Below are 22,729 nucleotides of genomic sequence, written 5' to 3'. Positions count from 1 at the left end.
GTCACCCGGTGAACGAAGTGTTACCGGGTCGGCTGTGCGTAGCCCTGTCGCTCCAGACAGGTCCGCATCTCCGCCCGACTCTCGTGTTTGTGGAGCCGGGTCGGCGTGTCACAGTACCAGACGTCGTCGTATCGCAGCGTCACCTCGTGCGCGGAACCCAGAAACTCCATCCGGACGACGACGCGACGCCCGTCTTCGAGAGTATCGAGGAGTTCCTCGACGGTGTACTCGCCGGCCTCGACCACGAGTGGGTCCATCGTCGGATCGTTCGCCCGTCCCCCCTATCAGTGTTGGCTCCGGGGTAGAAACAGCCAGGGGGAGAGGCGTATCGGACACACGCAGCGACGGGAAACGGCCCCGGACGCCACGACCGGGAGAGACCGACATCTGGGGCGACCGTTGCTCACCGCCGCTGCCGATCGGTTGCTGTGCCAACAGTTCACGAACGTATCGAAAAGGGTGTCGTTTCAGCTGGAGATCGGGCGTTCCAGAGCTCCACTGGCCAGATATCGGATGATGAACGTTCACATCCCGAGGAGAAAGGGTAGCGTTTCAGGTGGAGGGAGTCGCCTCCCCACACCGAGATAGATTGTCAACAGTTCACGAACGTATCGAAAAGGGCAGTGTTTCGGGTGGAACGACACCGCTCTCTGCTCACGGCACAGAGTGCCGTTCGCACGGCCCGAGGGAGCACGCTCCCTCGCTGGCGCAAAAACGTGGGGAAAAAGACAGCTACTGGTCGGCCACCCACACCAACAGCCCCTTCTGAGCGTGGAGCCGGTTCTCCGCCTGATCCGGCAGCCACTTTTTCCGCGTCGGGTGGTTCGCTTCGCTCACCACCACTCTCTGCTCACGGCACAGAGTGCCGTTCGCACGGCCCGAGGGAGCACGCTCCCTCGCTGGCGCAAAAACCTGGGGAAAAAGACAGCTACTGGTCGGCCAACCACACCAACAGCCCCTTCTGAGCGTGGAGCCGGTTCTCCGCCTGATCCCAGACGATTGCGTTGTCCGACTCGACGACCTCGTCGGTGACCTCCTCGCCGCGGTGGGCGGGCAGACAGTGCATGAGCGGCCGGTCGCCAAGCAGGTCCGTCGTGACCTGGAACCCCTCGAAGTCGGCGAGTTTCGCCTCGCGGCGGTCCTCCTGGCCCATGCTGACGAAGACATCGGTGTAGACGAGGTCGGCGTCGGCGACAGCCGCTTGCGGGTCGTGGGTCGTCTCGGGGGCGCCGTCGAAGGCGGCGGCACGCTCCAGCACGTCGTCGTCCACCTCGTAGCCTTCGGGGGTGGCGACGGTGAGGTCGATCCCGGTCATGGCCGCGCCCAGGACGAACGACTGGCAGACGTTGTTACCGTCGCCGACCCAGGCGACCGACACGTCGAAGTCACCGAACTGCTCACGGATCGTCAGCAGGTCCGCCAGCGTCTGGCAGGGGTGGGCCTCGTCGGTTAGCGCGTTGATCACCGGCACGTCGGCGTACGCGGCCAGTTCCTCGACGTCCGCGTGATCGAAGACGCGGGCCATCACGACGTCGACGTAGCGCGAGAGCGCCCGCGAGGTGTCCTTGACCGGTTCGCCGTGGCCCAAGTGGATGTCGTCCGGGCCGAGGAAGACGGCGTGGCCGCCCAGTTGGGTCATCCCGGTCTCGAAGGAGACGCGGGTCCGTGTCGACGGTTTCTCGAAGATCATCCCCAGCGTCTGCTGGTCGAGGGGGCTGTCGGCCCCGTCGGCTTTGATCTCGGCGGCGCGGTCGAGCACCGCGGTCAGTTCCTCGGGCGTCAGGTCGTCGACGTCGAGCAGGTGCGTGGGCATGGTTACAGCAAGCGTTCGGTCACGTCTTCGAGGACGGCGACCGAGCGGTCGTACTCCGTGAGGTGGAGGTGTTCGTTTGGCGCGTGATCGAGGTCCGAGTCCCCTGGTCCGTAGGTGACCATCGGACAGTCCCAGGCCTGGGCGTAGATGTTCATGTCGCTGGTGCCGGTCTTGCGCAGGAGGTGGGGTTCGCCCCCGTGGTCCCGGATCGCAGCCCGGAACGCGCGGGCGACGCTGGTCCGGGGACTCTCCATCACCGGTTCGACCCAGTCGTCCCAGTTGACGGTCCCGTTCGCCAGGTAGCCGTCGGCGATCTCGCGGATCTCGTCGGTGGCGTATTCGGGCGGGACGCGCAACTGGACCTGCATGGTCGCCTCGACCGAGAGGCCGTCCGCGGAGATCCCCCCGTCGAAGTCGACAGGCTTGCAGGTGACCCGCTCGAAGACCGGGTGCCACTCGTCTTTGGCGAACTCGTCTTCGACGGCCGACCACCAGTCCATCGCGTCCTGGATGGCGTTGTTCTCCGGGCGCGAGGAGTGGCCGGACTCGCTGGTGGCGACGTAGGTCCCGCCGAGCAGGCCGCGGTAGCCCAGCGTGATCCCCTCCCAGCCGGAGGGTTCGCCGTTGACGACGGCATCGGGCGCGGCGTCGCGGTCTTCGACGAGATGCCGGCCGCCCGTGGAGTCGACTTCCTCCATGACGACGCCGGCGAAGGAGGCCCCGGTCCGGACGGCCGTGACGGCCATCGCACAGAGCGGTCCCTTCGCGTCGACGCTCCCTCGGCCCCAGAGCACGTCGCCCTCGCTCGATTCCTCGACGCGGACCGGGATGTCGCCGGGCACCGTGTCGATGTGTGAGGTGAGCAGGACGCCGTCGTCGGCCGGCGCGCGGACGTTGCCGACATCGTCGATCCAGACCTCGCGGTCGTGGGCCTCGAAGAACTCGACGAGTCGCTGGGCGGCCTCGGACTCGTTCCGGGAGACCGACGGAGTACGGACGACGGTTTCCAGCAACTCGCGGGCCTCAGTGTCGACCTCGCGTGTGGCCGCTTCGCTCATCCGATCACCTCCGCCATCGCCTCGACGACCGCGTCTGCGTGGTCCTCGTCGATGGTCAGGGGCGGGAGCAGGCGCACGACAGTCCGGCCGGCCGGCAGCGCGAGCACCTGGTGGTGCAGGGCCAGTTCTTTCAGGGCCTTGTTGGCCCCGCGGCCGACTTCGACGCCGATCATCAGGCCCTCGCCGCGGATCTCCCGGACCTCGTCGCCGATCGCGGCTTCCAATTCGGTCTGGAGGTACTCGCCCATCGCCGCCGCGTTGCCCGGCACGGAGTCCTCGATCAGCGTCGAGACGGTCGCGCCGGCGGCCGCCGAGATGACCGGGCCGCCCGAGAACGTCGAGGCGTGGGAGCCGTAGTCCTCGGCGATCCACTCCCGACAGAGCGTCGCACCGATCGGGAAGCCGTTGCCCAGGCCCTTCGCCGAGGTGATCATGTCGGGCGTGACGGCGGCCCGCTGGGAGTTCCACAGCGCGCCGGTCCGACCCATCCCGGTCTGGACCTCGTCGAAGATCAGCGCCGCGCCCGCGTCCGCAGTGATCTCGCGGGCCGCGTCGAGGTAGTCGGTCGAGGCGGGATTGATCCCGCCCTCACCCTGGACCGGTTCGACGATGAACGCCGCGGTGTCCTCGTCGACGGCCTCGTCGAGCGCCTCGGCGTCGTCGTAGGGGACGAACTCCACGTCGCCCATCAGTGGCTCGTAGGGTTTCTTGTACTTGTTCTTCCAGGTCGTCGCCAGCGAGCCCATCGTGCGGCCGTGAAATCCCTGCATCGTGGCGACGATCTTCGAGTCGCCGGTGGCCGAGCGAGCGAACTTCAGCGCCGCTTCGTTGGCCTCGGTCCCGGAGTTACAGAGCCAGGTTTTGTCGATAGGATCGGGCGCGGTATCGGCCAGCAGTTCGTACAGCGCCGTCCGCTGGGCGTTCGGGTACGAGGCCTGGACGTAGGTCAGTTTCTCGAACTGCTCGGTGACGGCCTCGTGGACCGCCTCGTGGCCGTGCCCCAGCGGGACACAGGCGTAGGAGGCGCCCATATCGAGGTACTCCGTGCCGTCGTCGTCGTAGACGTAGGCGCCGTCACCGCGTTCGATCTGGATCGGTTTCTCGTTGAAGACGAATCCGGTCACAGCGTCTCACCTCCGGTGAGAGCCGTGCTGTCGAAACCCGTCGTGCGTGTCTCGGAAGTCATTGTTGCTCCTCAGTGTCTGAAAGTGCGCTCGCGTGGAGATGTGTTCCACTGCCTTCGAGGGCAGATGAGATCGGTTCGTCGGCGTTGGCGTCGGCGACCACGACTTCGGGGGCGCCACCCGCCAGGGCCTCCTCGGCGGCCATCACTTTCCGGCCCATGAACCCCTCGGCGGCGTCCTCCAGTGCCGCCCATTCCGCGCCGGTCTCGACGGAGTCGATCAGCGTCTCGGGGTCGTCGGGGTCCTCGTAGACGCCCGCAACGTCCGTGAGGAGGACGAGCGTCGCGTCGAGTTCGGCGGCGATGGCGGCCGCCGAGCGGTCGGCGTCGGTGTTGACCGGGATTACGTCGCCGTCATCATCGCCGGCCATCGGCGGCGCGGCCACCGGCGTGTAGCCGTCCGAGAGCAGCGACTCCAGCAGGTCGCCGTTGACCCGCTTGATGGTCCCGGAGTGGTCGCCGCGCTTGATCTTCTTCGTCCCGTCCTCGACGACCCGGACCGCCGATTTTCGGGGGCCATAGAGGAGTTTCCCGTCCACGCCGGTGAGCCCGACGGCGTCGACGCCCTCGCTCTGGAGGCCGGCAACCAGTTGGGTGTTGAGGTGACCGAATGCCATCTCGAAGACCTCCATCGTGGCCTCGTCGGTGAACCGGCCGACGACGCCGCTTGGCGTCTCGACGTACTCGGGCTCGATGCCGAGTCGTTCGAGCGTCTCGTCGACCTTGGTGGAGCCGCCGTGGACGACGACGACCTGCTGTCCCTCCGAAACGAGTGCTGCGACATCGGCGAGCGCTCCAGCGGGGTCGACCGCGCGAGCGCCACCGACTTTGATAACGACAGTCATGGAAAATCACTCCAGGTGTTACGGTGCGCCGACGGGGTGGAGTCCCTGGAACTCCAGGCCCGCCGTCTCCTCGATGCCGAGCGCGACGTTCGCGGCGTGGACGGCCTGTCCGGCCGATCCCTTCATCATGTTGTCGATGGCCGAGAACACAACCAGGCGCTTGTTGCCGGGATCGAGTTCGAAGCCGACCTCCGCGCGGTTGGTGCCCGCGACGGCCTTCGGTTCGGGGTAGCGGTAGACGCCGCCACCGCCGGCGACGAGTTCGACGAACGGTTCGTCCTCGTAGCTGCCGCGGTAGGCCCCCCAGAGGTCGCCCTTCGAGACGCGCTCTTCTGGAAAGACGTGGCAGGTCGCGCTCGCGCCACGGGTCATCTCCACCGCGTGGACGGTAAAGGAGACGTCGACGCCGAGGAACTGCTGGATCTCGGCCTCGTGGCGGTGCCCGGTGGGCGCGTACGGGCGGACGACGCCGCTGCGTTCGGGGTGTGAGGACGCCTCGCCGCCGCCGGCGCCGCCCTCGCTGGAGCCGACCTTCACGTCGACGACGATCTGCTCGTCGCCCGAGAGCACGCCGTGCTCGAACAGCGGGAGCAGGCCCAGGATCGTCGCGGTGGCGTTACAGCCGCCCGACGCGATCAGGTCCGCACCGGTGAGGTTCTCGCGGTTGAGTTCCGGCAACGCGTACTCGCTCTCGGCGAGCAGTTCCGGGCGCGTGTGCCCGTCGTACCACTCCTCGTACTGCGCTTCCGTCTCCAGCCGGAAGTCCGCCGAAAGGTCGACGACCGTATCGGCCGCGTCCTGGAACCGGTCGATCTGTTCCATCGAGACGCCGTGGGGCGTCGCCGCGAACAGCACGTCGACCGACTCCAACTCCTCCGGCGAGGAAAAGCGCAGCTCCGAGTGCCGGAGGTTCGGGTGCTGGTGACCGATCGTCTTGTTCTCCTTGGAGCGACTGGTCGCCTGTGTCAGTTCGAACTCGGGATGGCCATCGAGCAGGCGGAGCAGTTCCCCGCCGGTGAAGCCCGAACCACCGACGACACTCGCCGTGTAGCTCATGCGGTCACCTCCGAGCCCTGCTGGGCTTTGGTTTCTAGCCAGTCGACGACCTTCGAAGGCACGTCGACGTCGCTGACCTCGTTCAGCGCCTTGAACTCGACGGTGTGGTTGACCTCGTGGACGGTGTAATCGTCGGGTTCGGCCGCTCGCGGCTCGTCGCCGCTCGCGTCTTGGGTGTCGCTTTGCGACACCCCCACCTCCATCAGGTCGATCCCGAGCAGTCCGCCGCCGACGGCGTCGCTGGCCTTCTCGACGAGTTCGAGCGCGCGGTCGTCCAGTTCGAAGGTGTCGGTCTCGGCGCCTTTGGCGGCGTTGGTGAGCCAATGGTCCGACGAGCGGACCATCGCGGCGATCGGCTCACCGTCGACGGCCAACACGCGGATGTCACGGCCTGGCTTGTCGACGAACTCCTGGACGTAGAAGATCTTGTGCTCGTAGTGGCCCAGCGTCTCCTTGTGTTCGAGGATCGCCTCGGCGGCCGACCGGGAGTCAATCTTGGCCATCAGGCGGCCCCACGAGCCCACGACGGGCTTGAGCACGCACGGATAGCCGAACTCCTCGATGGACTCCAGCGCGGCGTCCTTGGTGAAGGCCACGTCGGTGTTCGGCGTCGGGACGCCGGCTTCGACGAGCGCCAGGCTGTTCTTGACTTTGTCAGCACAGACCTCCGCAACGTCGGGGCCGTTGACGACCGGGACGTCGTAGGCCTCGACGAACTTCGTCGCGTAGACGCTGCGTGAGGTCGCCAGACAGCGGTCGACGACGATATCCAGGTCCGCGAAGGCTTCGGGGGCCTCGGAGATGTTGAACCGCTGTTTGCGGACATCGATCTTCTCGATTTCGTGGTCGCGCTCGCGCAGTTCCGACAACAGGAGCTTCTCGTCGCGGCGGATACGCGAGTAGAGGAGTCCGACCTTCATCGTGTGTCCTCGGTGTGTTCGCGGCTCGCGGCGTCGGCCGGCGTCGCGAACGGGACAAGGGGCCACGCCGCCTCGGTCATCACTCGCCCCAGTCCTCTTCGAGTTCGGGTGCGCTGTCGAGTTCGACCGGCTCCGTATCGATGACTTCGAGCTCGGCACCGCAGGTGGCACAGTCGACGATCTCTCCGACTTCGAGGTTGTCGTGCAGGGAAACCTCCGCCCCGCACTCGATGCAGTCTGCCATTGTAGCTCACTCTCGAACAGCGATCCACTTAAACACTTCGAACTTGTCAGCAAAGAATAGTAACTGCACTACGCGCTAACGGTGTTTCGATCCGGATTACGCCGCGTGACTGATACCCGTATCAGAATTATGGTATAATTTCCCCTGCCGGGGGTCGTCGTTCAGGCATATCGTTCGACCTCCGTCCGCAGGCGATCGGTCGCCTGTTCGACTGTCGTCCGGTGGTCGCCGACTGCCTCGGTGTCGACGGCCAGCGCCTCCTCGGCGGTCGAGAGCTGGCCGGCGATCGCCGATGGGGCTGGCCCCCCACGGGAGTCCCGCATCGCGACGCTTTCCGTCGGATCGAGGGCGGATTCGACGGCCGCGCGGTCGACGTACTCCGACAGCGGCGCGTCCAGCACGTCTTCGGCGACGGCCGCGATGGCGTCGTAGTCCGGGGCGTCCTCGTCGGGATCGAGACCGGCCGCGACCTCGGCGACGATCTCGTGGGCGGTCCGGAACGGAACCCCGGCCATCGCCAGCAGGTCCGCGACGCCCGTCGCCGTCGCGAAGCCCTCGGTCGCGGCGGCGTCCAGCCGATCGGCGGGCCACTCGGCCGTCGCGACGGCGCCCGCGGCGACCTCGACGCTCTCGGTGACGCTGTCGATAGCGTCCCAGGCGTGCCGGCCGGCCCGCTGGAGGTCGCGGTTGTACGCACGCGGCTGGCCCTTGAGGTTGGTCAACAGGCCGTTCAGTCCCGCGACGGCGTCGCCGGTGCGGCCCCGGACCAGTTCCAGCGTGTCGGGGTTCTTCTTCTGGGGCATGATCGAACTCGTCGAGGCGTAGTCGTCGTCGAGTTCGACGTGATCCTTGCTCGCCATCACGACGATATCTTCGGCCAACTGTGAGAGCGTCGTCGCCAGCCCCGCGACCGCGCCGGTCACCTCGACGAGGAAATCCCGGGCCGAGGCGGCGTCCATCGAGTTCTCCACGACGCCCTCGAACCCGAGTAGTGCCGCCGTCCGGTCACGGTCGACGTCGAAGGGCGTCCCTGCGAAGGCCGCGGCCCCCAACGGGTTCCGGTTCACGCGTGCGTACGCGTCAAGCAACCGTCCGGTGTCGCGCTGGAGCGCCTGTTCGTAGGACAACACCCAGTGGGCGACCGTCGTCGGCTGGGCGGGCTGGAGGTGCGTATAGCCCGGCATCACCGTCTCGTCGTGGTCACGGGCGACGGCGAGCAGTTGCTCGCGGGCACCCACGACCGCCGAGAGCAGTTCCAGCAGATCCTCCCGCAGTCGATAGCGGATACAGGCCGCCACCTCGTCGTTGCGCGAGCGGGCGGTGTGCATCTTCCCGCCCTCGGGACCGACGCGGTCGATGACCGCACTCTCGATGGCCTCGTGGACGTCCTCGCCGTCGGGGAGGGCGGCGTGGCCGGCCGATTCGATATCGGCGAGCGCCGCCAGAATCTCGCCGGCGGTGTCGCGGTCGACGATCCCCTGTTCGGTCAGCATCACGACGTGCGCGCGGTCGACAGCCAGGTCCGCCGGGAAGATGCGCTCGTCATCGGAAAGCGAGGAGAGGAACGACCGGGCGGGGCCGCCCGCGAAGCGGTCGCGGCGGACGACCGTCTCCTCGTCGGCGCCGTCCGCGTTCCCCGAGGCCGCTCCGGTCTCGCTCTCCTCCTCGCTCATCGGGCTAGTCCTCCGAGCCGTCGCTCACGGCGTCGGCGTTCACGTGCTTCGAGGCTTCCCCGTCGTCGGCCTCGCTGCCCCCGTCGGCCACCGTGGCACCCTTCCTCGCGTCTTCGAGGATCCTGTTTGCGAGGCGGGACTGGAAGCCGTGGTACTTCGCGACGCCAGTCGCGTCCTGCTGGGTGATGCCGCCGGTGACGTCCTCCTCGTTGAACGAGGCCGCGGACTCGCTGTAGACGGCGTAGTCCGACTCACGGGAGACCGGGCGGCAGTGCCCGCCTTCGAGTTTCACCGTGACGGTCCCGGTGACGCGTTCGTTGGTGTCCTCGATGAACGCCTCCAGGGCGCCGGTCAGGGGCGCGTCGACGAGCCCCTGGTAGGCCTTCTGGGACCACTCCTGGTCGACCTGGGCCTTGAACTGGCGTTCTTCCTGGGTCAGGACGAGTCCCTCCAGAGCGTCGTGGGCCGTCAGCAACACGGTCGCCGCGGGATGTTCGTAGTTCTCGCGGACCTTCAGCCCGAGCATGCGGTCCTCCATCATGTCCGTGCGGCCGATGCCGTGGGCACCGGCCTGCTCGTTGAGCTGTTCGATGAGTTCGACCGAGCCCAGGTCCTCGCCGCCGAGGGCGACCGGGATCCCCTCCTCGAAGCTGACCTCGACGAGTTCCGACTCCTTGCCCGAGGGGTTGTCGGTCCACTTGTAGATGTCGTCGTCGGGAATCGTCGAGGGGTCCTCGAGTTCCGATCCCTCGATCGAGCGGCTCCAGAGGTTCGTGTCGATGGAGTAGCGGCCGCCGTCGCCGCCCTCGACGGGCAGGCCCTTCTCCTGGGCGTACTCGTTTTCCCACTCGCGGGTCAGGCCGAGTTCGCGGACCGGCGCGATGACCTCCAGGTCCGAGTCACGCCAGATGGCCTCGAAACGCAGTTGGTCGTTGCCCTTCCCGGTACAGCCGTGGGCGATGCCGTCACAGCCCTCTTCCTCGGCGACCGAGAGGATGGCTTTCGCGATGACCGGGCGGGCGAGCGCGGTGCCCAGCGGGTAGCCCTGGTAGTCGGCGTTTGCCTTGACGGCCTGGAGACAGAGGTCGGCGAACTCCTCGCGGGCGTCGACGACGTACTGCTCGACGCCCAGCGCCGCGGCGGTCTCCTCGGCCTCCTCGAACTCGTAGTCGGGCTGGCCGACGTCGACGGTGACGCCGATGACCTCGTCGTAGCCGTACTCCTCTTTCAGCAGCGATACACAGACTGTCGTGTCGAGCCCACCGGAGAAAGCGAGCGCGACGGTTCCGTTTCCTTCTGGCATTGGTTTGATAGTGTGACTGTCGAGTTCGGGTACCGGCCGGACAGTCGACGGCGGGAATCTGCGACGAGACGAACCGTGTGAGTGGAAGTAGTAGTGGGCCTAGAGACGGCCCCGTCGTCGTCGCTGGGAGAAAGCGTCGGACCCGTCGCTGGTGCCCACAAGCGTTCCAGCGGTGGCGGTCCGAGTCATGTACGTAACGGTACTGTAAGTCTGGTACTAATAGCTTCCGTGTCCGCCGCAGTGCGTGGGGAGTTGGCACGTGCCGAAGCATCGCCGTCCCAGCGGCCACAAGACGTTTCTCCGGGCTCCGGAACCACCACGTATGGACCTTCCCGATATCGACACCCTGTTGCAGCTCCTGCTCGTCCTGCTGGTGGTCTGGGTCGGGCTGGCGATCGTCGAAGAGATACTGGGTCTTTTGGGCTGGCTGCTCGGGCCGCTCCAGCCGCTGGTCGGACTGGCCGTCCTCGCGCTGGCGGTGTTGTGGCTCTACAAGCAGCGGTAGGGGACCACGCAGTTTTAGCGACTCGGGACGTTCCCCCACGGTGTGTACAGTCTCAACGTCGCGCTCCCGTCGGCGGTCACCTCGCTGGCCGGGGAGTTGGCCCGGGACCTGCCGACGGCACGAGCCCGGCCCCGGGGCGAGCACACGCTCGTCGCCAAGCGCCTCGGCGAGGGCGACCACGCCGCCTACGCCCGCCTGGAGAGTCGGGCACGCGAAGCCCTGCACGGGCACCCGGCGTTCGAGGCCCGGATCACCGGCGTCGAACAGTTCGAGACGGCCGCGACCGGCCCCTCGCCCGTCGTCTACCTCGCCGTCGAGAGCCCCAGCCTGATCGCGCTGCACGAGCGGCTCTGTGAACGGTTCGAGCCAGTCGAGAGCGTCGAGAGAGACGACTACGTCCCACACGTGACGGTCGCCCGTGGCGGCGACGCCGCAGCCGCCAGCCGGCTGACCGAGCGGGCCATCGACCCTATCGAGTGGACCGTCGACAGCCTGACGTTCTACGACGCCGAGCGGGGCCACTCCGCGAGTACGGTGTCGTTGCCGGCCTGAGACGGAGTCCGCGCCGACATCGCCGTCGGGTGGTCCACGGTCCCGGACTGTGGTGACAACGTTTTTGCCGTCGCCTGCCCTCCCGTTCTGGTATGGATTACCGGGAAGTCGACAGCACGTCCGAGTACGTCTGCCGACTGGACCACGGCGCGGACTGGCGGGAAGAGATCGAGTCCTTCGCCGACGAGCGAGCGATCGACGCCGGCTTCTTCTACGGACTGGGCGCGGTAGAGGACGCCGAGATCTGGTTCTACGACCAGCAGCGCCAGGAGTACGACGCGGTCACCTTCCCCGAGCCCCTGGAGATGGCCGCCTGTATGGGCAACATATCGCACCTCGACGGGGAGCGGTTCGCCCACACCCACGCGGTCCTCTCGCGACCCGACGGCGAGGCCGTCGCCGGTCACCTCAACAGCGCGACCGTCTTCGCCGGCGAACTGTACGTCCGGGCGTTCGACACCCACCTCGAACGCGCCCACGACGAGCCGACGGACCTCGATCTCTGGGAGCTCTGAGATGCGGGAGGCAGACGAACAGTACTTCGAAACCCTGGAGACCGAACTCGACCGGGCGATGACCGTCGCCGAGCGCGCCCGCGAGCGCGGCGGGGACCCGAAACCCGAGGTCGAGATCCCGACCGCCAGGGACATGGCCGACCGGGTCGAGAACATCCTCGGCATCGATGGCGTCGCCGAACGGGTCCGCGAGCTGGAGGGGGAGATGTCCCGCGAGGAGGCCGCCCTGGAACTCGTCGAAGATTTCGTCGAGGGGACCGTCGGCGACTACGACACCCGCGAGGGGAAAGTCGAGGGCGCGGTCCGGACCGCCGTCGCCCTGCTGACCGAGGGCGTCGTCGCCGCCCCGATCGAGGGGATCGACCGCGTCGAACTGCTGGAGAACGACGACGGGACGGAGTTCATCAACGTCTACTACGCCGGGCCGATCCGCTCGGCCGGCGGGACCGCCCAGGCGCTGTCGGTGCTGGTCGCCGACTACGCCCGCGCGCTGCTTGACATCGACCAGTACAAGGCCCGCGACGACGAGATCGGTCGCTACGCCGAGGAGATCGACCTCTACGACAAGGACACCGGCCTCCAGTACTCGCCCAAGGAGAAGGAGACGAAGTTCATCGCCGAGCACATGCCGATCATGCTCGACGGGGAGGCAACCGGCGACGAGGAGGTATCGGGCTACCGGGACCTCGAACGGGTCGACTCGAACTCCCCGCGGGGCGGAATGTGTCTGGTGCTCGCCGAGGGGATCGCGCTGAAGGCGCCGAAGATCCAGCGGTACACCCGCAACTTAGACGAGGTCGACTGGCCGTGGCTCCAGGACCTCATCGACGGGACGATCGGCGAAGACGAGGGGAGCGAGGGCGGCGACCAGGAGGAAGACGCGGCCGAGGACGGCGGCGATGCGGACGACGGGACCGACGCCGACGCGGACGACGAGGGGGCCGACGAACCGGCCGGGCCACCCCGTGTCGACCCGACCACGAAGTACCTCCGGGACCTCATCGCCGGCCGGCCGGTCTTCTCCCATCCCTCCAAACCCGGCGGCTTCCGGCTGCGGTACGGCCGGGCGCGCAACCACGGGTTCGCGACCGCCGGCGTCCACCCGGCGACGATGCACCTGGTCGACGACTTCCTGGCGACGGGGACACAGATCAAGACCGAGCGGCCGGGGAAAGCCGCCGGGGTCGTCCCCGTCGACACCATCGAGGGGCCGACCGTCCGACTCGCCAACGGCGACGTTCGCCGCATCGACGACGCCGAGGAGGCACTGGAGGTCCGCAACGGCGTCGAGAAGATCCTCGATCTGGGCGAGTATCTCGTCAACTACGGGGAGTTCGTCGAGAACAACCACCCGCTCGCGCCGGCCTCCTACACCGTCGAGTGGTGGGAACAGGACCTCGACGCGGCGGGGGCGGACGTCCAGGCGATGCGGGACGACCCGACGGTCGATCTGGCCGACCCGACCGCCGAGGAGGCGCTGACCTGGGCCACGGAGTACGACGCGCCGCTGCATCCGGCCTACACCTACCTCTGGCACGACGTGAGCGTCGAGGAGATGGGAGCGCTGGCCGACGCGATCGAAGACGGACAGGTCGCACAGACCGACGGCGCCGTCCTCGAAGACGGGGCGCAGGCGGCCGACGGCGACCTCGTCCTCCCGCGGACCGACACCGTCCGGACCGCGCTGGAGCACCTGCTCGTCGAGCACATACAGGAGTCCGACAGGCTGGTCGTCCCCGACTGGCTCCCGCTGGTCCGGACGCTGGGCTTCTCCCGCTCGCTGGAGCGTGACTGGACCCTCGACGACCTCTCGGCACACGCCCAACGCTACGGGACCGGCGAGTCCGTCGAGGCCATCGGCGCCGCCGACGAGACGCTCGACGAGGGGGCAAACGCCATCGAGGCGGTCAACGAGCTCGCCCCCTTCGACGTCCGGGAACGGGCGCCGACCCGCGTCGGCAACCGGATGGGCCGCCCGGAGAAGTCCGAGCGACGGGATCTCTCGCCGGCGGTCCACACCCTCTCGCCCATCGGCGAGGCCGGCGGCGCCCAGCGGGACGTGGCCAAGGCGACGAAACACGCCGACTCGATGAGCGAGACGCCGGGCCGCGTCGAGGTCGAAGTCGCCCGGCGGCGCTGTCCCGCCTGCGGGACCGAGACCCACGAGGCCCGCTGTCCAGACTGTGACACCATCGCCGAGACGGTGTACGTCTGCCCCGACTGCGAGGCCGAAGTCGAGCCCGACGAGTCCGGCCGCGCAGAGTGTTCCCGGTGTGAGACGCTCGCCTCGCCGACCCAGTACACGGAACTGGATCTCCAGGCGACCTACCGTGACGCGCTCGAATCGGTCGGTGAGCGCGAGACGGCCTTCGAGACGCTGAAAGCCGTCAAGGGACTCACCTCCGAGGAGAAACTGCCCGAGCCGATGGAGAAGGGGGTCCTCCGGGCGAAACACGACGTCTCGGCGTTCAAGGACGGCACCGTCCGCTACGACATGACCGACCTGCCGGTGACGGCGGTCCGGCCCGCCGAACTGGACGTCGGGGCCGACCGCCTGCGGGCGCTGGGCTACGAGACCGACATCCACGGCGACCCGTTGACCCACGACGACCAGCTTGTCGAACTGAAAGTCCAGGACATCGTCCTCTCCGACGGTGCCGCCGAACACATGCTCAAGACCGCCCGGTTCGTCGACGACCTCTTGGAGCAGTACTACGGCCTGGAGCGGTACTACGAGTTCGACGACCGCGAGGACCTCGTCGGGGAACTGGTCTTCGGGATGGCGCCACACACCAGCGCGGCGACCGTCGGCCGCGTGGTCGGTTTCACCTCGGCGGCCGTGGGCTACGCGCACCCGTATTTCCACGCCGCCAAACGGCGAAACTGCGACGGCGACGAAGACTGCGTGATGCTGTTGATGGACGGCCTGCTGAACTTCTCGCGGACGTACCTGCCCAACCAGCGGGGCGGCAGGATGGACGCCCCCCTGGTGATGTCCTCCCGGATCGACCCCAGCGAGATCGACGACGAGGCCCACAACATGGACATCATGGAGTCGTATCCCCGCGAGTTCTACGAGGCCACCCGGGAACTGACACCCCCGGAGGAGGTCGAGGAGATCATGACCATCGCCGAGGAGACCCTGGGAACCGACCGGGAGTACACCGGCTTCCGGCACACTCACGACACCACCGACATCGCCGCCGGGCCGGACCTCTCGGCGTACAAGACCCTGGGATCGATGGAGGACAAGATGGACGCCCAACTGGCGATCTCGCGGAAACTCCGGGCCGTCGTCGAGAGCGACGTCGCCGAGCGGATCATCGAGTACCACTTCCTGCCTGATCTCATCGGGAACCTGCGGGCCTTCTCCCGACAGGAGACCCGCTGTCTGGACTGCGGGGAATCGTTCCGACGGGTTCCCCTGACCGGGGATTGCCGGGAGTGTGGCGGCCGCGTGAACCTCACGGTCCACGAGGGGTCGGTCAACAAGTACATCGACACCGCGATCCGGGTGGCCGAGGAGTTCGGCGCCCGGGATTACACGAAACAGCGGTTGCAGATCCTCGAACGGTCGATCGAGTCCGTCTTCGAGAATGACCACAACAAGCAGTCGGGCATCGCCGACTTCATGTGACGCTCGCGTGACGGCCGTCCGACGGGTGTTTTTGCCCGTCGACATCCAGAACCGAGGTATGGAAGCACGTGACACGGCAGTGGCGACGCCCACCGTCGCCGACGCCACGCCGAACGCCCGCTACGAACTGGAGATCGCCCTGCTGCACCAGCGGATCGCTCAACTGGAGTCGGCCGTCGAGGCCGAGCGACAGCAACGCCAGGCAGTCGTCGACCGGTACGAGCGCCTGTTGGAGGAGCGGTAGACGGCGAAAGAGCCCCGAGAACGTCCCTTACTCGTCGCCCAGCGCGACGTAAGTCGTCTCGATGATGCGGTCGTCGTCGTCCAGTCGGTCGAACACCTCGGCGGTAGGCTTCTCGTCCAGGTTGTAGACGGAGAGGGCCTCGCCGCCGATGGTCTCGCGACCGTTGAACATGCCGGCGATGTTGATGTCGGCCTCACCCAGCACGCTCCCGATGAAGCCGATGGTCCCGGGTTCGTCGCGGTTACGGACGACGAGCATGTGCCCGTGGGGGACCGCCTCGATGCGGTGATCGTCGATACGGACGATCCGGGACTCCTCGCCGGCGAACTGGGTCCCACAGACGGAGACGGAGTTCTCGCCGTCCGAGACGGTGACGGTGAGCAGACTCTGGTAGTCCTCGGCCGAGCTGGTCTTGGATTCGGTGACGTTGATGCCCCGTTCCTCGGCGATCTGGGGTGCGTTGACGGCGTTGACCTGGAGTTCCGACGGCGCGAAGACGCCTTTCAGTGCGGAGGCGGTGACGTACTCGACGTCCTGGTCGGCGATGTCACCGGCGTACGTGACCTGAACCTCGGACATGTGGCCGTCGAACAGCTGGACGGCGATGCGGCCGGCGGTGTCGGCCAGGTCGAGGTACGGCCGGACCTGCTTGAACGTCGTCTCGTCGATCGAGGGGGCGTTCAGTGCGTTAGCGACCGGTTCCTCGTTGAACGCGGCGACGACCTGGTCGGCCGTCGAGGTCGCAACGTTCTCCTGGGCCGCCTCGGTCGAAGCACCCAGGTGCGGGGTGACGATGATGTCCTCGACATCGAGCAGCGGGCTGTCGACCGACAGCGGTTCCTCGCCGAATACGTCCAGTGCCGCGCCCTTGAGCGGGCCGTCCGCGACGGCCTCGGCGAGTGCCGGTTCGTCGATGATTCCGCCACGGGCGCAGTTGACGACGTAGCCCTCCCCGATGAGTTCGAGTTCCGCCTGGCCGATCATGTTCTCGGTCTCGGGGGTCAGCGGCGTGTGGATGGTCACGAAGTCCGCGGCCTCCAGACACGTTTCGAGTTCGTCGACGAGTTCAGCGCCGAACTGGTCGGCCCGCTCCTGGCTGATGTAGGGGTCGAACGTAACGATGTCCATCCCCAGTCCACCGAGGCGTTTGGCGACCTCCTGGCCGACGCGGCCGAAGCCGACGACACCCAGAGTCTTATTGTTGAGTTCCGTCCCCAGGAACTCGCTTTTGGCCCACTCGCCGTTCTTGAGGCGGTCGTGGGCCTGCGGGATCGACCGGGCGGTAGCGAACGCCATCGCGACCGAGTGTTCGGCGGCGGCCCGGACGTTGCCGTCGGGTGCGTTCGCGACGATGACCCCGTGATCGGTGGCAGCGTCGATGTCGATGTTGTCCACGCCGATGCCGGCGCGACCGACGATGATCAGGTCGGGCGCTGCGGCGAAGACCGCCTCGGTGACCTCGGTGCCGGAGCGGACGATCAACGCGTTCGCGTCCGCGACCGCTTCCAGCAGCGCGTCGCCCTCGACGTCGTAGGCTGTCTCGACCTCGTGGCCGGCCTCGCGGAGTCGTTCGAGGCCAGCGTCGTCGATCGGGTCCGTGACGAGTACCTTCATGTCGGAGTGGATTTCCCCGGGGGCAATAACGCTTGTTTTCTCGCCGCGCGCGTACTCGCGTATCCGACCGACCCTCGGCGGTCGCTCCGGGAGGTCAGGGTAGTTCGGCGTCTGTCTGGGCGACCAGATCCCGTGCCCGGGACTCGAAGGTCGCGGCGACATCACGATGGCTGTCGGCCGCGAGGTCGTAGGAGCGGTCCGGCGGTTCACCGTCGACGACTTCCGGGAGCAAGGTATCGAACTCGTAGCGGCGCAACCGTACGTCCGCTTCGTGGACTCGCTCCCAGACCTCGTCGGTCGGCGCAGGGAGGTCGAAGGCCGTCCAGACGGCCTCAAGGATCGCTCCTTCGATCTCTCGGTACCGCTCCAGGTGGCGCTTGACCGGGGAGACGAGGTCCGAGACGTACGCCTCGGGAGCATCGTGGAGTAGGCCGTACAACTGGATACGGGCGGACTCATCGCTCGCAGCCAGCTCGCGGCTCACGTACAGCGAGTGGAGGCCGACGCTGTAGAACTCCCGTGTCTGTCCCGAGCACCGACAGATGTTCGAGAGGCCGTGCGCGATGTCGGCGAGTGCGATATCCTCGGGCTGTGGGTCGAACGGTCTGAACTCCCGTCCGCTGACCGTGTTCATCACGGCCGCGTGGGGTTCCGAGCGAGGGGTCGGAGTCATGGCCGTGAGAACGGGGCAGTTCTGGTTAAAATTTGTGGACCGCAGTACATTACTGTGTGAATTTGTTTGTACACAGGGATCGGGACCGGGAGATGAGGAAACGCTTTCAGGGCGGGGTCACAGCACTCGACCAGTGAGCGAGACGATCCATCTGATCCCGGTCGGGATCGACGTCGAGCGACTGTTTTTGCCCATCACCCAGGGGGAACTGTCGGCCGACGCCGTCGTCCTCTACCGGGCGCGGCGCCACAGCGACGACCGGGAGGTCGCCGATCTCGCCGAGCGGATGTTCCATCGCTTGGAGTACACCTTCGAACGGGTGCTGGGCGCGGACGTAGAGACGGCCTTTATCGACAGCGTCCACGACTACGAGAACGCCTACAAGACCGCATACCGGGCACTCCGGGAGCGGGTTCCCGAGAACGAGGTCTGGATCAACATCTCTTCGATGCCCAGAACGGTCTCGTTCGGGTTCGCGACGGCGGCGAACACCCTGGTCAACGAACGCCCCGAGTTGCGCGACCAGATCCACGTCTACTACGTTCCCCCGGAGGCGTATCTGACGACCAGCCTCCTGCGGGAACTGGAGGCGGAACTGTCCTTCCTCAGGGACGGCGGCGATACGGACGACCGCATCGCCGAGATCGAAGACCTGCTGGAGACAGTCCGGGAGCGGGGCGTTACCACCGGCGCCCGCGAGATCGACGGGCAGCGCTACGTCGAGTTGCCCCCGGCTCCGCTGGCGGAACTCCGTGAGTTCGAACGGGAACTGGTCGAAGTGCTCGGTGAGTCCGGCCCGACGGAGTCGACGTCGGCGCTGGCCCGGGAACTAGCCGCCCGGCGCAGCGAGGACGCCGACGAGTCACTCCGGAGCAAGGTCCAGTACAACGTCCGTCAACTAGAAGCGAAGGGGTTCCTCCGACGGGTCGACGTGGGCGGAAGCTACGAGACGAGACTCACGAAGATGGGACGACTGTGGGTCCAGACCCACTGACGGCTCTTGGATCGAGCGCCCCGAAAAACGGATCGAAGCGGTGTGTACCCGAGCTACCGCCACTCGGGAAGGGACGCGGCGTCTACCAGTGGGAGTGTCATATAGGCGTCGTCCTGCGAGACATCCGCGATGACGAGCGTGTCCGTCGTGCCTTCCTCGACGGAAGCCATGACTTCTGCGTCCTCAGCAACCTCCACTGGGGCAACCGTGTCCGGCTCCATGCATGACAATATGTAACACCAGTATATAAACATAGCGGAATCCACGGACGGTGGCGGTATTTCTGTCATCCTTCTGTCCGACATATGTTCGTTATATATCACTACCGGGAGAGAAACTCGGGTCGTCGGTACTCCCTCCGCTATCCGGTTTTCAGGTATAGTCAGCCCGTTCGAAGTGAGAACACCCGTCTTACCCGAGTTCCATCGTCCATTCATCAGTGTCTGGATGAGGTCGGTCCCCAGTCACCGGAAGAGTTGACAGCATCGTCGTCGGCAACAGGGCGAGGCGGTCCGAGCGTGGACGGGTTGCCCGCCACACGTCGATCAACGAGGGTCAGGGAGAACGAAACAGCGACTGCGGCGCCGGCCACAGCGGCGCTGGTGACCGGCGGACGTGCGGGGAAAACCGGCGGATGTTAAGGACTTAGTAGGTGCGGGCAGGAAGTTCTGGCAGTATGAACGTTGCAGACGCGATGACGCCGCGCTCGGAGGTCGTCACGGTGGAGATTCCGGGCACCCGTGACGACGTCCTCGAGTACCTCCAAGACCGAGGCTTCTCCTCGGTTCCAGTCATCAAACCGACCGACGATGGGGAGGAGTTCCGGGGACTCGTCACTCGGGAGGCGCTCATCGAGCGACCCGACGAAGACCAGCTCGCGATGCTCGTCGAGGAAGTCCCGACGATCACCGCCGACGCCACCCTCCAGGCAGCAGCCCAGTTGATGCTCACGGAAGGCGAGCGCCGCGTTCCGGTCGTCGGTGACGGTCTGGAGGGGATCGTCACGATGACCGACGTGATCCGCGCTATCGCCAACGGAGACGTCGACGGGAGCGCCACCGTCGGCGACCTCGCCCGCGCGGACGTCAACAGCGTCTACGTCGAGACCCCGCTGACGGTCGCCGAGCGGGAACTCTCCTACGCCGACGTGCCCTACGGCGTCGTCCTCGACGATCACGGCGACATGACCGGGATGCTCACCGAGGTCGACATCATCGAGGCCGCCCGCGTCGTCGAAGGCGAGGACGACACCGGCGACTCGATCGCCAACCAGGACGACGAGTGGGCCTGGGAAGGGATCAAAGCCGTCGGGGGCCGCTACATGCCGACCCGGAACGTCGAGATCCCGGCCGAACCGGTCCGGGAGTTCATGACCCCCGACGTCGTCACCGTCAGCAAGCGCCGCACGGCCGAGGAGGCGGCCCAGCTGATGATCGAACACGACATCGAGCAGATCCCGCTTGTCGCCGGCGACGAACTCGTGGGCATCGTCCGGGACGTGGACCTCCTGGAGGGCCTATGAACGAGGGCGAGCGCCTGACCGAACTGGCCAAACGCCGCGGGTTCTACTTCCCCGCGGCCGGCTCCTACGGCGGCGCCGCCGGCTTCTGGACCTACGGGCCACAGGGCGCCGCGCTGAAAGACAACATCGAGGACGCCTGGCGGGACCGCTTCGTCGTCCGCGAAGGCCACCAGGAGATCTCGGCACCGGACGTGATGCCCGAACCCGTCTTCGAGGCGTCGGGCCACCTCGACGGCTTCGACGACATGATCGTCGAGTGTGCGGAGTGTGGCGCGACCCACCGGGCCGACCACGTCGTCGAGGACGCCACCGACATCGAGGAGGCCGAATCCCTCCCCAACGAGGAGATCATGGACCTCATCGCCGACCACGACATCGAGTGTCCCTCCTGTGGGGCCGCCCTGGCCGGCGAACCCGTCGAGAACTTCAACCTGATGTTCGAGACGAACATCGGCCCGGGGAGTTCCTCACCGGGCTATCTGCGCCCGGAGACCGCACAGGGCATCTTCGTCGAGTTCCCGCAGCTCTCGGAGTACGCCCGCAACCAGTTGCCCTTCGGCGTCGCCCAGATCGGGAAGGCCTACCGCAACGAGATCTCTCCCCGGAAGTCCCTCGTGCGCGTGCGAGAATTTACTCAGGCCGAACTCGAACACTTCGTCGATCCCGAGGAGGACGAGCCACCGCTGTCGGCGGTTGCGGACGTGGAACTGCCGCTGTACTCGGCGGAGGCCCAGCAGGCCGCGGACGGCGGCCAGCGGGACCTGACCGTCCGGGAGGCCGTCGACGAGGGCGTCGTCACGAGCGACTGGGTCGCCTACTATCTCGGCGTCGCGAAAGGGTGGTACGAGCGCATCGGCGTCGACATGGACCGGTTCCGGTTCCGCCAGCACCTGCCCGGGGAGCTTGCCCACTACGCCTCTGACTGCTGGGACGCCGAGGCCGAGGTCGACGGCGACTGGATCGAGATCACCGGCTTCGCCTACCGGGGCAGCTACGACCTCGACAAACACGCCGACCACTCCGGCGAGGACTACACCGTCTTCAAGCAGTACGACGAGCCGATCACCGTCGAGCGGCCGACAGTCGATCCGGACATGAGCTACCTCGGCCCGGAGTTCGGCGGCGCCGCACAGGCAGTCGCCGACGCGCTCGAAGCGCTGGCCGAGCGTGAGCCCGAAGCGTTCGACAGCGCGGAGCAGCGCTCCGCGGACAGTTCGAGCGGCGACCAGCCCCGAGAAGGCGAAGTGACCGTCGAAGCCGACGGCGAGGAGTACACGGTCCCGATCGAGAAAACCGGCTTCAGCGTCGAGGAGATTACCGAGAGCGGCGAACACGTCCGTCCCCACGTCGTCGAACCCTCCTTCGGCGTCGGCCGACTCGTCTATACGGTGCTGGCCCACGCCTACAGCACGGACGAGATCGACGGCGAGGAGCGGACCTACCTCGATCTCCCCGCCGAACAGGCCCCGACGACCGTCGGCGTCTTCCCGCTGATGGACAAAGACGGGATGGACGACCTCGCCAGCGAGATCGCGCGCGACCTCCGGAGTGCCGGCCTGTCGGTCACCTACGACGACGCCGGTGCCATCGGCCGGCGCTACCGCCGCCAGGACGAGATCGGGACCCCCTACTGTGTGACAGTCGATTACGAATCGATCGAAGAAGCGACGGTCACGCTCCGGGAGCGGGACACCACCGAGCAGAAACGGGTTCCGATCGATAGCCTGGCCGACCACCTCGTCGCGCTGAGCCAGGGCGAGGCGAGTTTCGACGCGTTGTAAGATGGCCGACGAGGTCGCCAGGCGTCTGGTCCACGCCACCGGGTCGGCGGTTCCGCTCTGTCACCTGCTGGTCCCCGATCTCGTCACCTGGCGGGTCGTCCAGGCGTTCCTGGCGGTCTGTCTGCTCGCCGTCGTCGTCCTGGAGTACTTGCGGCTCTCTGTCGGCCTGGACTGGGCGATCTACGACCGGCTCACCCGCGAGTACGAACAGGACAATCCGGCGGGGTACGCGCTGTACATCGCCGGGATGGCCCTGGTCGCCTTCGCCGTCGGGATCGGCGGGATGACCACGAACGTCGCCGTGCCCGCGATGTTGATGCTCGCGATCGGCGATCCCATCAGCGGCCTCCTGGGCTCTGCCAGCGCCAGCGCGGTCAAGCAGACCTGGGTCCTGCTCGTGATGTTCGGGGTCTGTACGCTGCTTGCCGCCCCGTTCGTCCCGCCGGCGGCGGCAGTACTGGGCGGGGCTGCGGCCACCTTCGCCGACGGGGTCAAACCGACGATCGCCGGCTACGTCGTCGACGACAACTTCTCGATCCCGGTGCTGGGCGCGACCGCGATGTGGGTCGGCGTGGCCGTCCTCCCGGTGTGACGGTC

The 22,729-nt window shown here is 67.0% G+C and carries 22 protein-coding genes; 9 read left to right on the top strand and 13 right to left on the bottom strand.

The genetic code is table 11. The features are described from left to right. Positions 1 to 20: 20 nt before the first annotated feature. The 10 genes from VJ109_RS08095 to VJ109_RS08050 all read right to left on the bottom strand — a co-directional run bounded on the left by VJ109_RS08095 (position 21) and on the right by VJ109_RS08050 (position 10,095). Positions 21 to 257 carry a DUF8001 family protein gene (locus VJ109_RS08095; protein WP_324755873.1) on the bottom strand — a complete coding sequence of 79 codons (237 nt, stop codon included), beginning with the start codon at positions 255 to 257 and terminating at the stop codon, positions 21 to 23. 671 nt (positions 258 to 928) lie between these two features. Further along, positions 929 to 1,813: an ornithine carbamoyltransferase gene (gene argF, locus VJ109_RS08090; protein WP_324755872.1), complete on the bottom strand. Its 885-nt coding sequence runs from the start codon at positions 1,811 to 1,813 to the stop codon at positions 929 to 931. A 2-nt stretch (positions 1,814 to 1,815) separates the two neighbouring features. After that, the gene (locus VJ109_RS08085) at positions 1,816 to 2,871 is read right to left on the bottom strand and encodes a [LysW]-lysine hydrolase (RefSeq protein WP_324755870.1); all 1,056 of its coding nucleotides are present in this window, start codon (positions 2,869 to 2,871) and stop codon (positions 1,816 to 1,818) included. Next, positions 2,868 to 3,995 (bottom strand): aspartate aminotransferase family protein, encoded by a 1,128-nt coding sequence (locus VJ109_RS08080; RefSeq protein ID WP_324755868.1) that lies wholly within the window; start codon positions 3,993 to 3,995, stop codon positions 2,868 to 2,870. Before VJ109_RS08080 ends, VJ109_RS08085 begins: the two co-directional genes overlap by 4 nt. A gap of 58 nt (positions 3,996 to 4,053) precedes the next feature. Then, the gene (locus VJ109_RS08075) at positions 4,054 to 4,899 is read right to left on the bottom strand and encodes an acetylglutamate/acetylaminoadipate kinase (protein ID WP_324755867.1); all 846 of its coding nucleotides are present in this window, start codon (positions 4,897 to 4,899) and stop codon (positions 4,054 to 4,056) included. 18 nt (positions 4,900 to 4,917) lie between these two features. Next, entirely contained in the window at positions 4,918 to 5,955 is a 1,038-nt protein-coding gene (argC, locus tag VJ109_RS08070) for an N-acetyl-gamma-glutamyl-phosphate reductase (RefSeq protein WP_324755865.1), read from the bottom strand. Next, the gene (gene lysX / locus VJ109_RS08065) at positions 5,952 to 6,875 is read right to left on the bottom strand and encodes a lysine biosynthesis protein LysX (RefSeq protein WP_324755863.1); all 924 of its coding nucleotides are present in this window, start codon (positions 6,873 to 6,875) and stop codon (positions 5,952 to 5,954) included. The genes argC and lysX overlap by 4 nt, the downstream gene beginning before the upstream one ends. A gap of 79 nt (positions 6,876 to 6,954) precedes the next feature. Further along, positions 6,955 to 7,119, bottom strand: coding sequence for a lysine biosynthesis protein LysW (lysW, locus tag VJ109_RS08060; RefSeq protein WP_276178637.1), 165 nt, complete (start codon positions 7,117 to 7,119; stop codon positions 6,955 to 6,957). A gap of 161 nt (positions 7,120 to 7,280) precedes the next feature. Next, a complete protein-coding gene (gene argH / locus VJ109_RS08055; RefSeq protein ID WP_324755861.1) occupies positions 7,281 to 8,792 on the bottom strand; it encodes an argininosuccinate lyase in 1,512 nt (503 codons plus the stop codon). A gap of 4 nt (positions 8,793 to 8,796) precedes the next feature. Then, a complete protein-coding gene (locus tag VJ109_RS08050; protein ID WP_324755860.1) occupies positions 8,797 to 10,095 on the bottom strand; it encodes an argininosuccinate synthase in 1,299 nt (432 codons plus the stop codon). 322 nt (positions 10,096 to 10,417) lie between these two features. Here VJ109_RS08050 and VJ109_RS08045 point away from each other — a divergent pair, with 322 nt between their 5' ends. The 5 genes from VJ109_RS08045 to VJ109_RS08025 all read left to right on the top strand — a co-directional run bounded on the left by VJ109_RS08045 (position 10,418) and on the right by VJ109_RS08025 (position 15,548). Then, complete coding sequence (locus VJ109_RS08045; RefSeq protein WP_324755858.1) at positions 10,418 to 10,600, top strand: DUF7554 family protein; 183 nt, start codon at positions 10,418 to 10,420, stop codon at positions 10,598 to 10,600. A gap of 42 nt (positions 10,601 to 10,642) precedes the next feature. Next, complete coding sequence (locus VJ109_RS08040) at positions 10,643 to 11,152, top strand: 2'-5' RNA ligase family protein (protein WP_324755857.1); 510 nt, start codon at positions 10,643 to 10,645, stop codon at positions 11,150 to 11,152. A gap of 92 nt (positions 11,153 to 11,244) precedes the next feature. Continuing rightward, positions 11,245 to 11,667 carry a PPC domain-containing DNA-binding protein gene (locus VJ109_RS08035; protein ID WP_324755855.1) on the top strand — a complete coding sequence of 141 codons (423 nt, stop codon included), beginning with the start codon at positions 11,245 to 11,247 and terminating at the stop codon, positions 11,665 to 11,667. Between the two features lies 1 nt (position 11,668). Further along, entirely contained in the window at positions 11,669 to 15,304 is a 3,636-nt protein-coding gene (locus tag VJ109_RS08030) for a DNA polymerase II large subunit (protein ID WP_324755854.1), read from the top strand. 58 nt (positions 15,305 to 15,362) lie between these two features. Beyond that, on the top strand, positions 15,363 to 15,548 hold the full coding sequence (locus VJ109_RS08025) for a hypothetical protein (RefSeq protein ID WP_324755853.1): 186 nt from the start codon (positions 15,363 to 15,365) through the stop codon (positions 15,546 to 15,548). Between the two features lie 27 nt (positions 15,549 to 15,575). Here the strand turns inward: VJ109_RS08025 and serA are convergent, their stop codons facing one another. Continuing rightward, positions 15,576 to 17,162, bottom strand: coding sequence for a phosphoglycerate dehydrogenase (gene serA, locus VJ109_RS08020; protein WP_324755852.1), 1,587 nt, complete (start codon positions 17,160 to 17,162; stop codon positions 15,576 to 15,578). A gap of 94 nt (positions 17,163 to 17,256) precedes the next feature. Then, positions 17,257 to 17,835: a hypothetical protein gene (locus tag VJ109_RS08015; protein WP_324755851.1), complete on the bottom strand. Its 579-nt coding sequence runs from the start codon at positions 17,833 to 17,835 to the stop codon at positions 17,257 to 17,259. 133 nt (positions 17,836 to 17,968) lie between these two features. Here VJ109_RS08015 and VJ109_RS08010 point away from each other — a divergent pair, with 133 nt between their 5' ends. Next, positions 17,969 to 18,829 carry an HFX_2341 family transcriptional regulator domain-containing protein gene (locus tag VJ109_RS08010; protein ID WP_324755850.1) on the top strand — a complete coding sequence of 287 codons (861 nt, stop codon included), beginning with the start codon at positions 17,969 to 17,971 and terminating at the stop codon, positions 18,827 to 18,829. 53 nt (positions 18,830 to 18,882) lie between these two features. Here the strand turns inward: VJ109_RS08010 and VJ109_RS08005 are convergent, their stop codons facing one another. Further along, a complete protein-coding gene (locus VJ109_RS08005; protein WP_276178660.1) occupies positions 18,883 to 19,050 on the bottom strand; it encodes a DUF7556 family protein in 168 nt (55 codons plus the stop codon). A gap of 455 nt (positions 19,051 to 19,505) precedes the next feature. Between VJ109_RS08005 and VJ109_RS08000 the strand changes: the two genes are divergently transcribed. The 3 genes from VJ109_RS08000 to VJ109_RS07990 are packed head-to-tail and all read left to right on the top strand — an operon-like array spanning position 19,506 to position 22,724. Continuing rightward, positions 19,506 to 20,351 (top strand): CBS domain-containing protein, encoded by an 846-nt coding sequence (locus VJ109_RS08000; RefSeq protein WP_324755849.1) that lies wholly within the window; start codon positions 19,506 to 19,508, stop codon positions 20,349 to 20,351. Further along, on the top strand, positions 20,348 to 22,132 hold the full coding sequence (gene glyS, locus VJ109_RS07995) for a glycine--tRNA ligase (RefSeq protein ID WP_324755847.1): 1,785 nt from the start codon (positions 20,348 to 20,350) through the stop codon (positions 22,130 to 22,132). The genes VJ109_RS08000 and glyS overlap by 4 nt, the downstream gene beginning before the upstream one ends. Before the next feature lies 1 nt (position 22,133). Further along, positions 22,134 to 22,724, top strand: coding sequence for a dolichol kinase (locus VJ109_RS07990; RefSeq protein ID WP_324755845.1), 591 nt, complete (start codon positions 22,134 to 22,136; stop codon positions 22,722 to 22,724). Positions 22,725 to 22,729: the final 5 nt, after the last annotated feature.

The organism is Haloarcula montana, assembly GCF_035666295.1.
GTDB classification, from domain to species: Archaea; Halobacteriota; Halobacteria; order Halobacteriales; family Haloarculaceae; genus Haloarcula; species Haloarcula montana.
Note: the sequence above shows the minus strand (reverse complement) of the source record. Positions and strands in the feature narration are given on the sequence as shown.

Bases quoted from the DNA above. Each gene is read 5' to 3' on its own strand.
- VJ109_RS07990 (WP_324755845.1), top strand. From the start codon at position 22,134: ATGGCCGACGAGGTCGCCAGGCGTCTGGTCCACGCCACCGGGTCGGCG.
- argC (WP_324755865.1), bottom strand. From the start codon at position 5,955: ATGAGCTACACGGCGAGTGTCGTCGGTGGTTCGGGCTTCACCGGCGGG.
- VJ109_RS08035 (WP_324755855.1), top strand. From the start codon at position 11,245: ATGGATTACCGGGAAGTCGACAGCACGTCCGAGTACGTCTGCCGACTG.
- glyS (WP_324755847.1), top strand. From the start codon at position 20,348: ATGAACGAGGGCGAGCGCCTGACCGAACTGGCCAAACGCCGCGGGTTC.
- VJ109_RS08005 (WP_276178660.1), bottom strand. From the start codon at position 19,050: ATGGAGCCGGACACGGTTGCCCCAGTGGAGGTTGCTGAGGACGCAGAA.
- VJ109_RS08000 (WP_324755849.1), top strand. From the start codon at position 19,506: ATGAACGTTGCAGACGCGATGACGCCGCGCTCGGAGGTCGTCACGGTG.
- lysX (WP_324755863.1), bottom strand. From the start codon at position 6,875: ATGAAGGTCGGACTCCTCTACTCGCGTATCCGCCGCGACGAGAAGCTC.
- VJ109_RS08015 (WP_324755851.1), bottom strand. From the start codon at position 17,835: ATGACTCCGACCCCTCGCTCGGAACCCCACGCGGCCGTGATGAACACG.
- VJ109_RS08025 (WP_324755853.1), top strand. From the start codon at position 15,363: ATGGAAGCACGTGACACGGCAGTGGCGACGCCCACCGTCGCCGACGCC.
- VJ109_RS08045 (WP_324755858.1), top strand. From the start codon at position 10,418: ATGGACCTTCCCGATATCGACACCCTGTTGCAGCTCCTGCTCGTCCTG.
- VJ109_RS08085 (WP_324755870.1), bottom strand. From the start codon at position 2,871: ATGAGCGAAGCGGCCACACGCGAGGTCGACACTGAGGCCCGCGAGTTG.
- VJ109_RS08030 (WP_324755854.1), top strand. From the start codon at position 11,669: ATGCGGGAGGCAGACGAACAGTACTTCGAAACCCTGGAGACCGAACTC.
- VJ109_RS08075 (WP_324755867.1), bottom strand. From the start codon at position 4,899: ATGACTGTCGTTATCAAAGTCGGTGGCGCTCGCGCGGTCGACCCCGCT.
- lysW (WP_276178637.1), bottom strand. From the start codon at position 7,119: ATGGCAGACTGCATCGAGTGCGGGGCGGAGGTTTCCCTGCACGACAAC.
- serA (WP_324755852.1), bottom strand. From the start codon at position 17,162: ATGAAGGTACTCGTCACGGACCCGATCGACGACGCTGGCCTCGAACGA.
- VJ109_RS08050 (WP_324755860.1), bottom strand. From the start codon at position 10,095: ATGCCAGAAGGAAACGGAACCGTCGCGCTCGCTTTCTCCGGTGGGCTC.
- argH (WP_324755861.1), bottom strand. From the start codon at position 8,792: ATGAGCGAGGAGGAGAGCGAGACCGGAGCGGCCTCGGGGAACGCGGAC.
- VJ109_RS08095 (WP_324755873.1), bottom strand. From the start codon at position 257: ATGGACCCACTCGTGGTCGAGGCCGGCGAGTACACCGTCGAGGAACTC.
- argF (WP_324755872.1), bottom strand. From the start codon at position 1,813: ATGCCCACGCACCTGCTCGACGTCGACGACCTGACGCCCGAGGAACTG.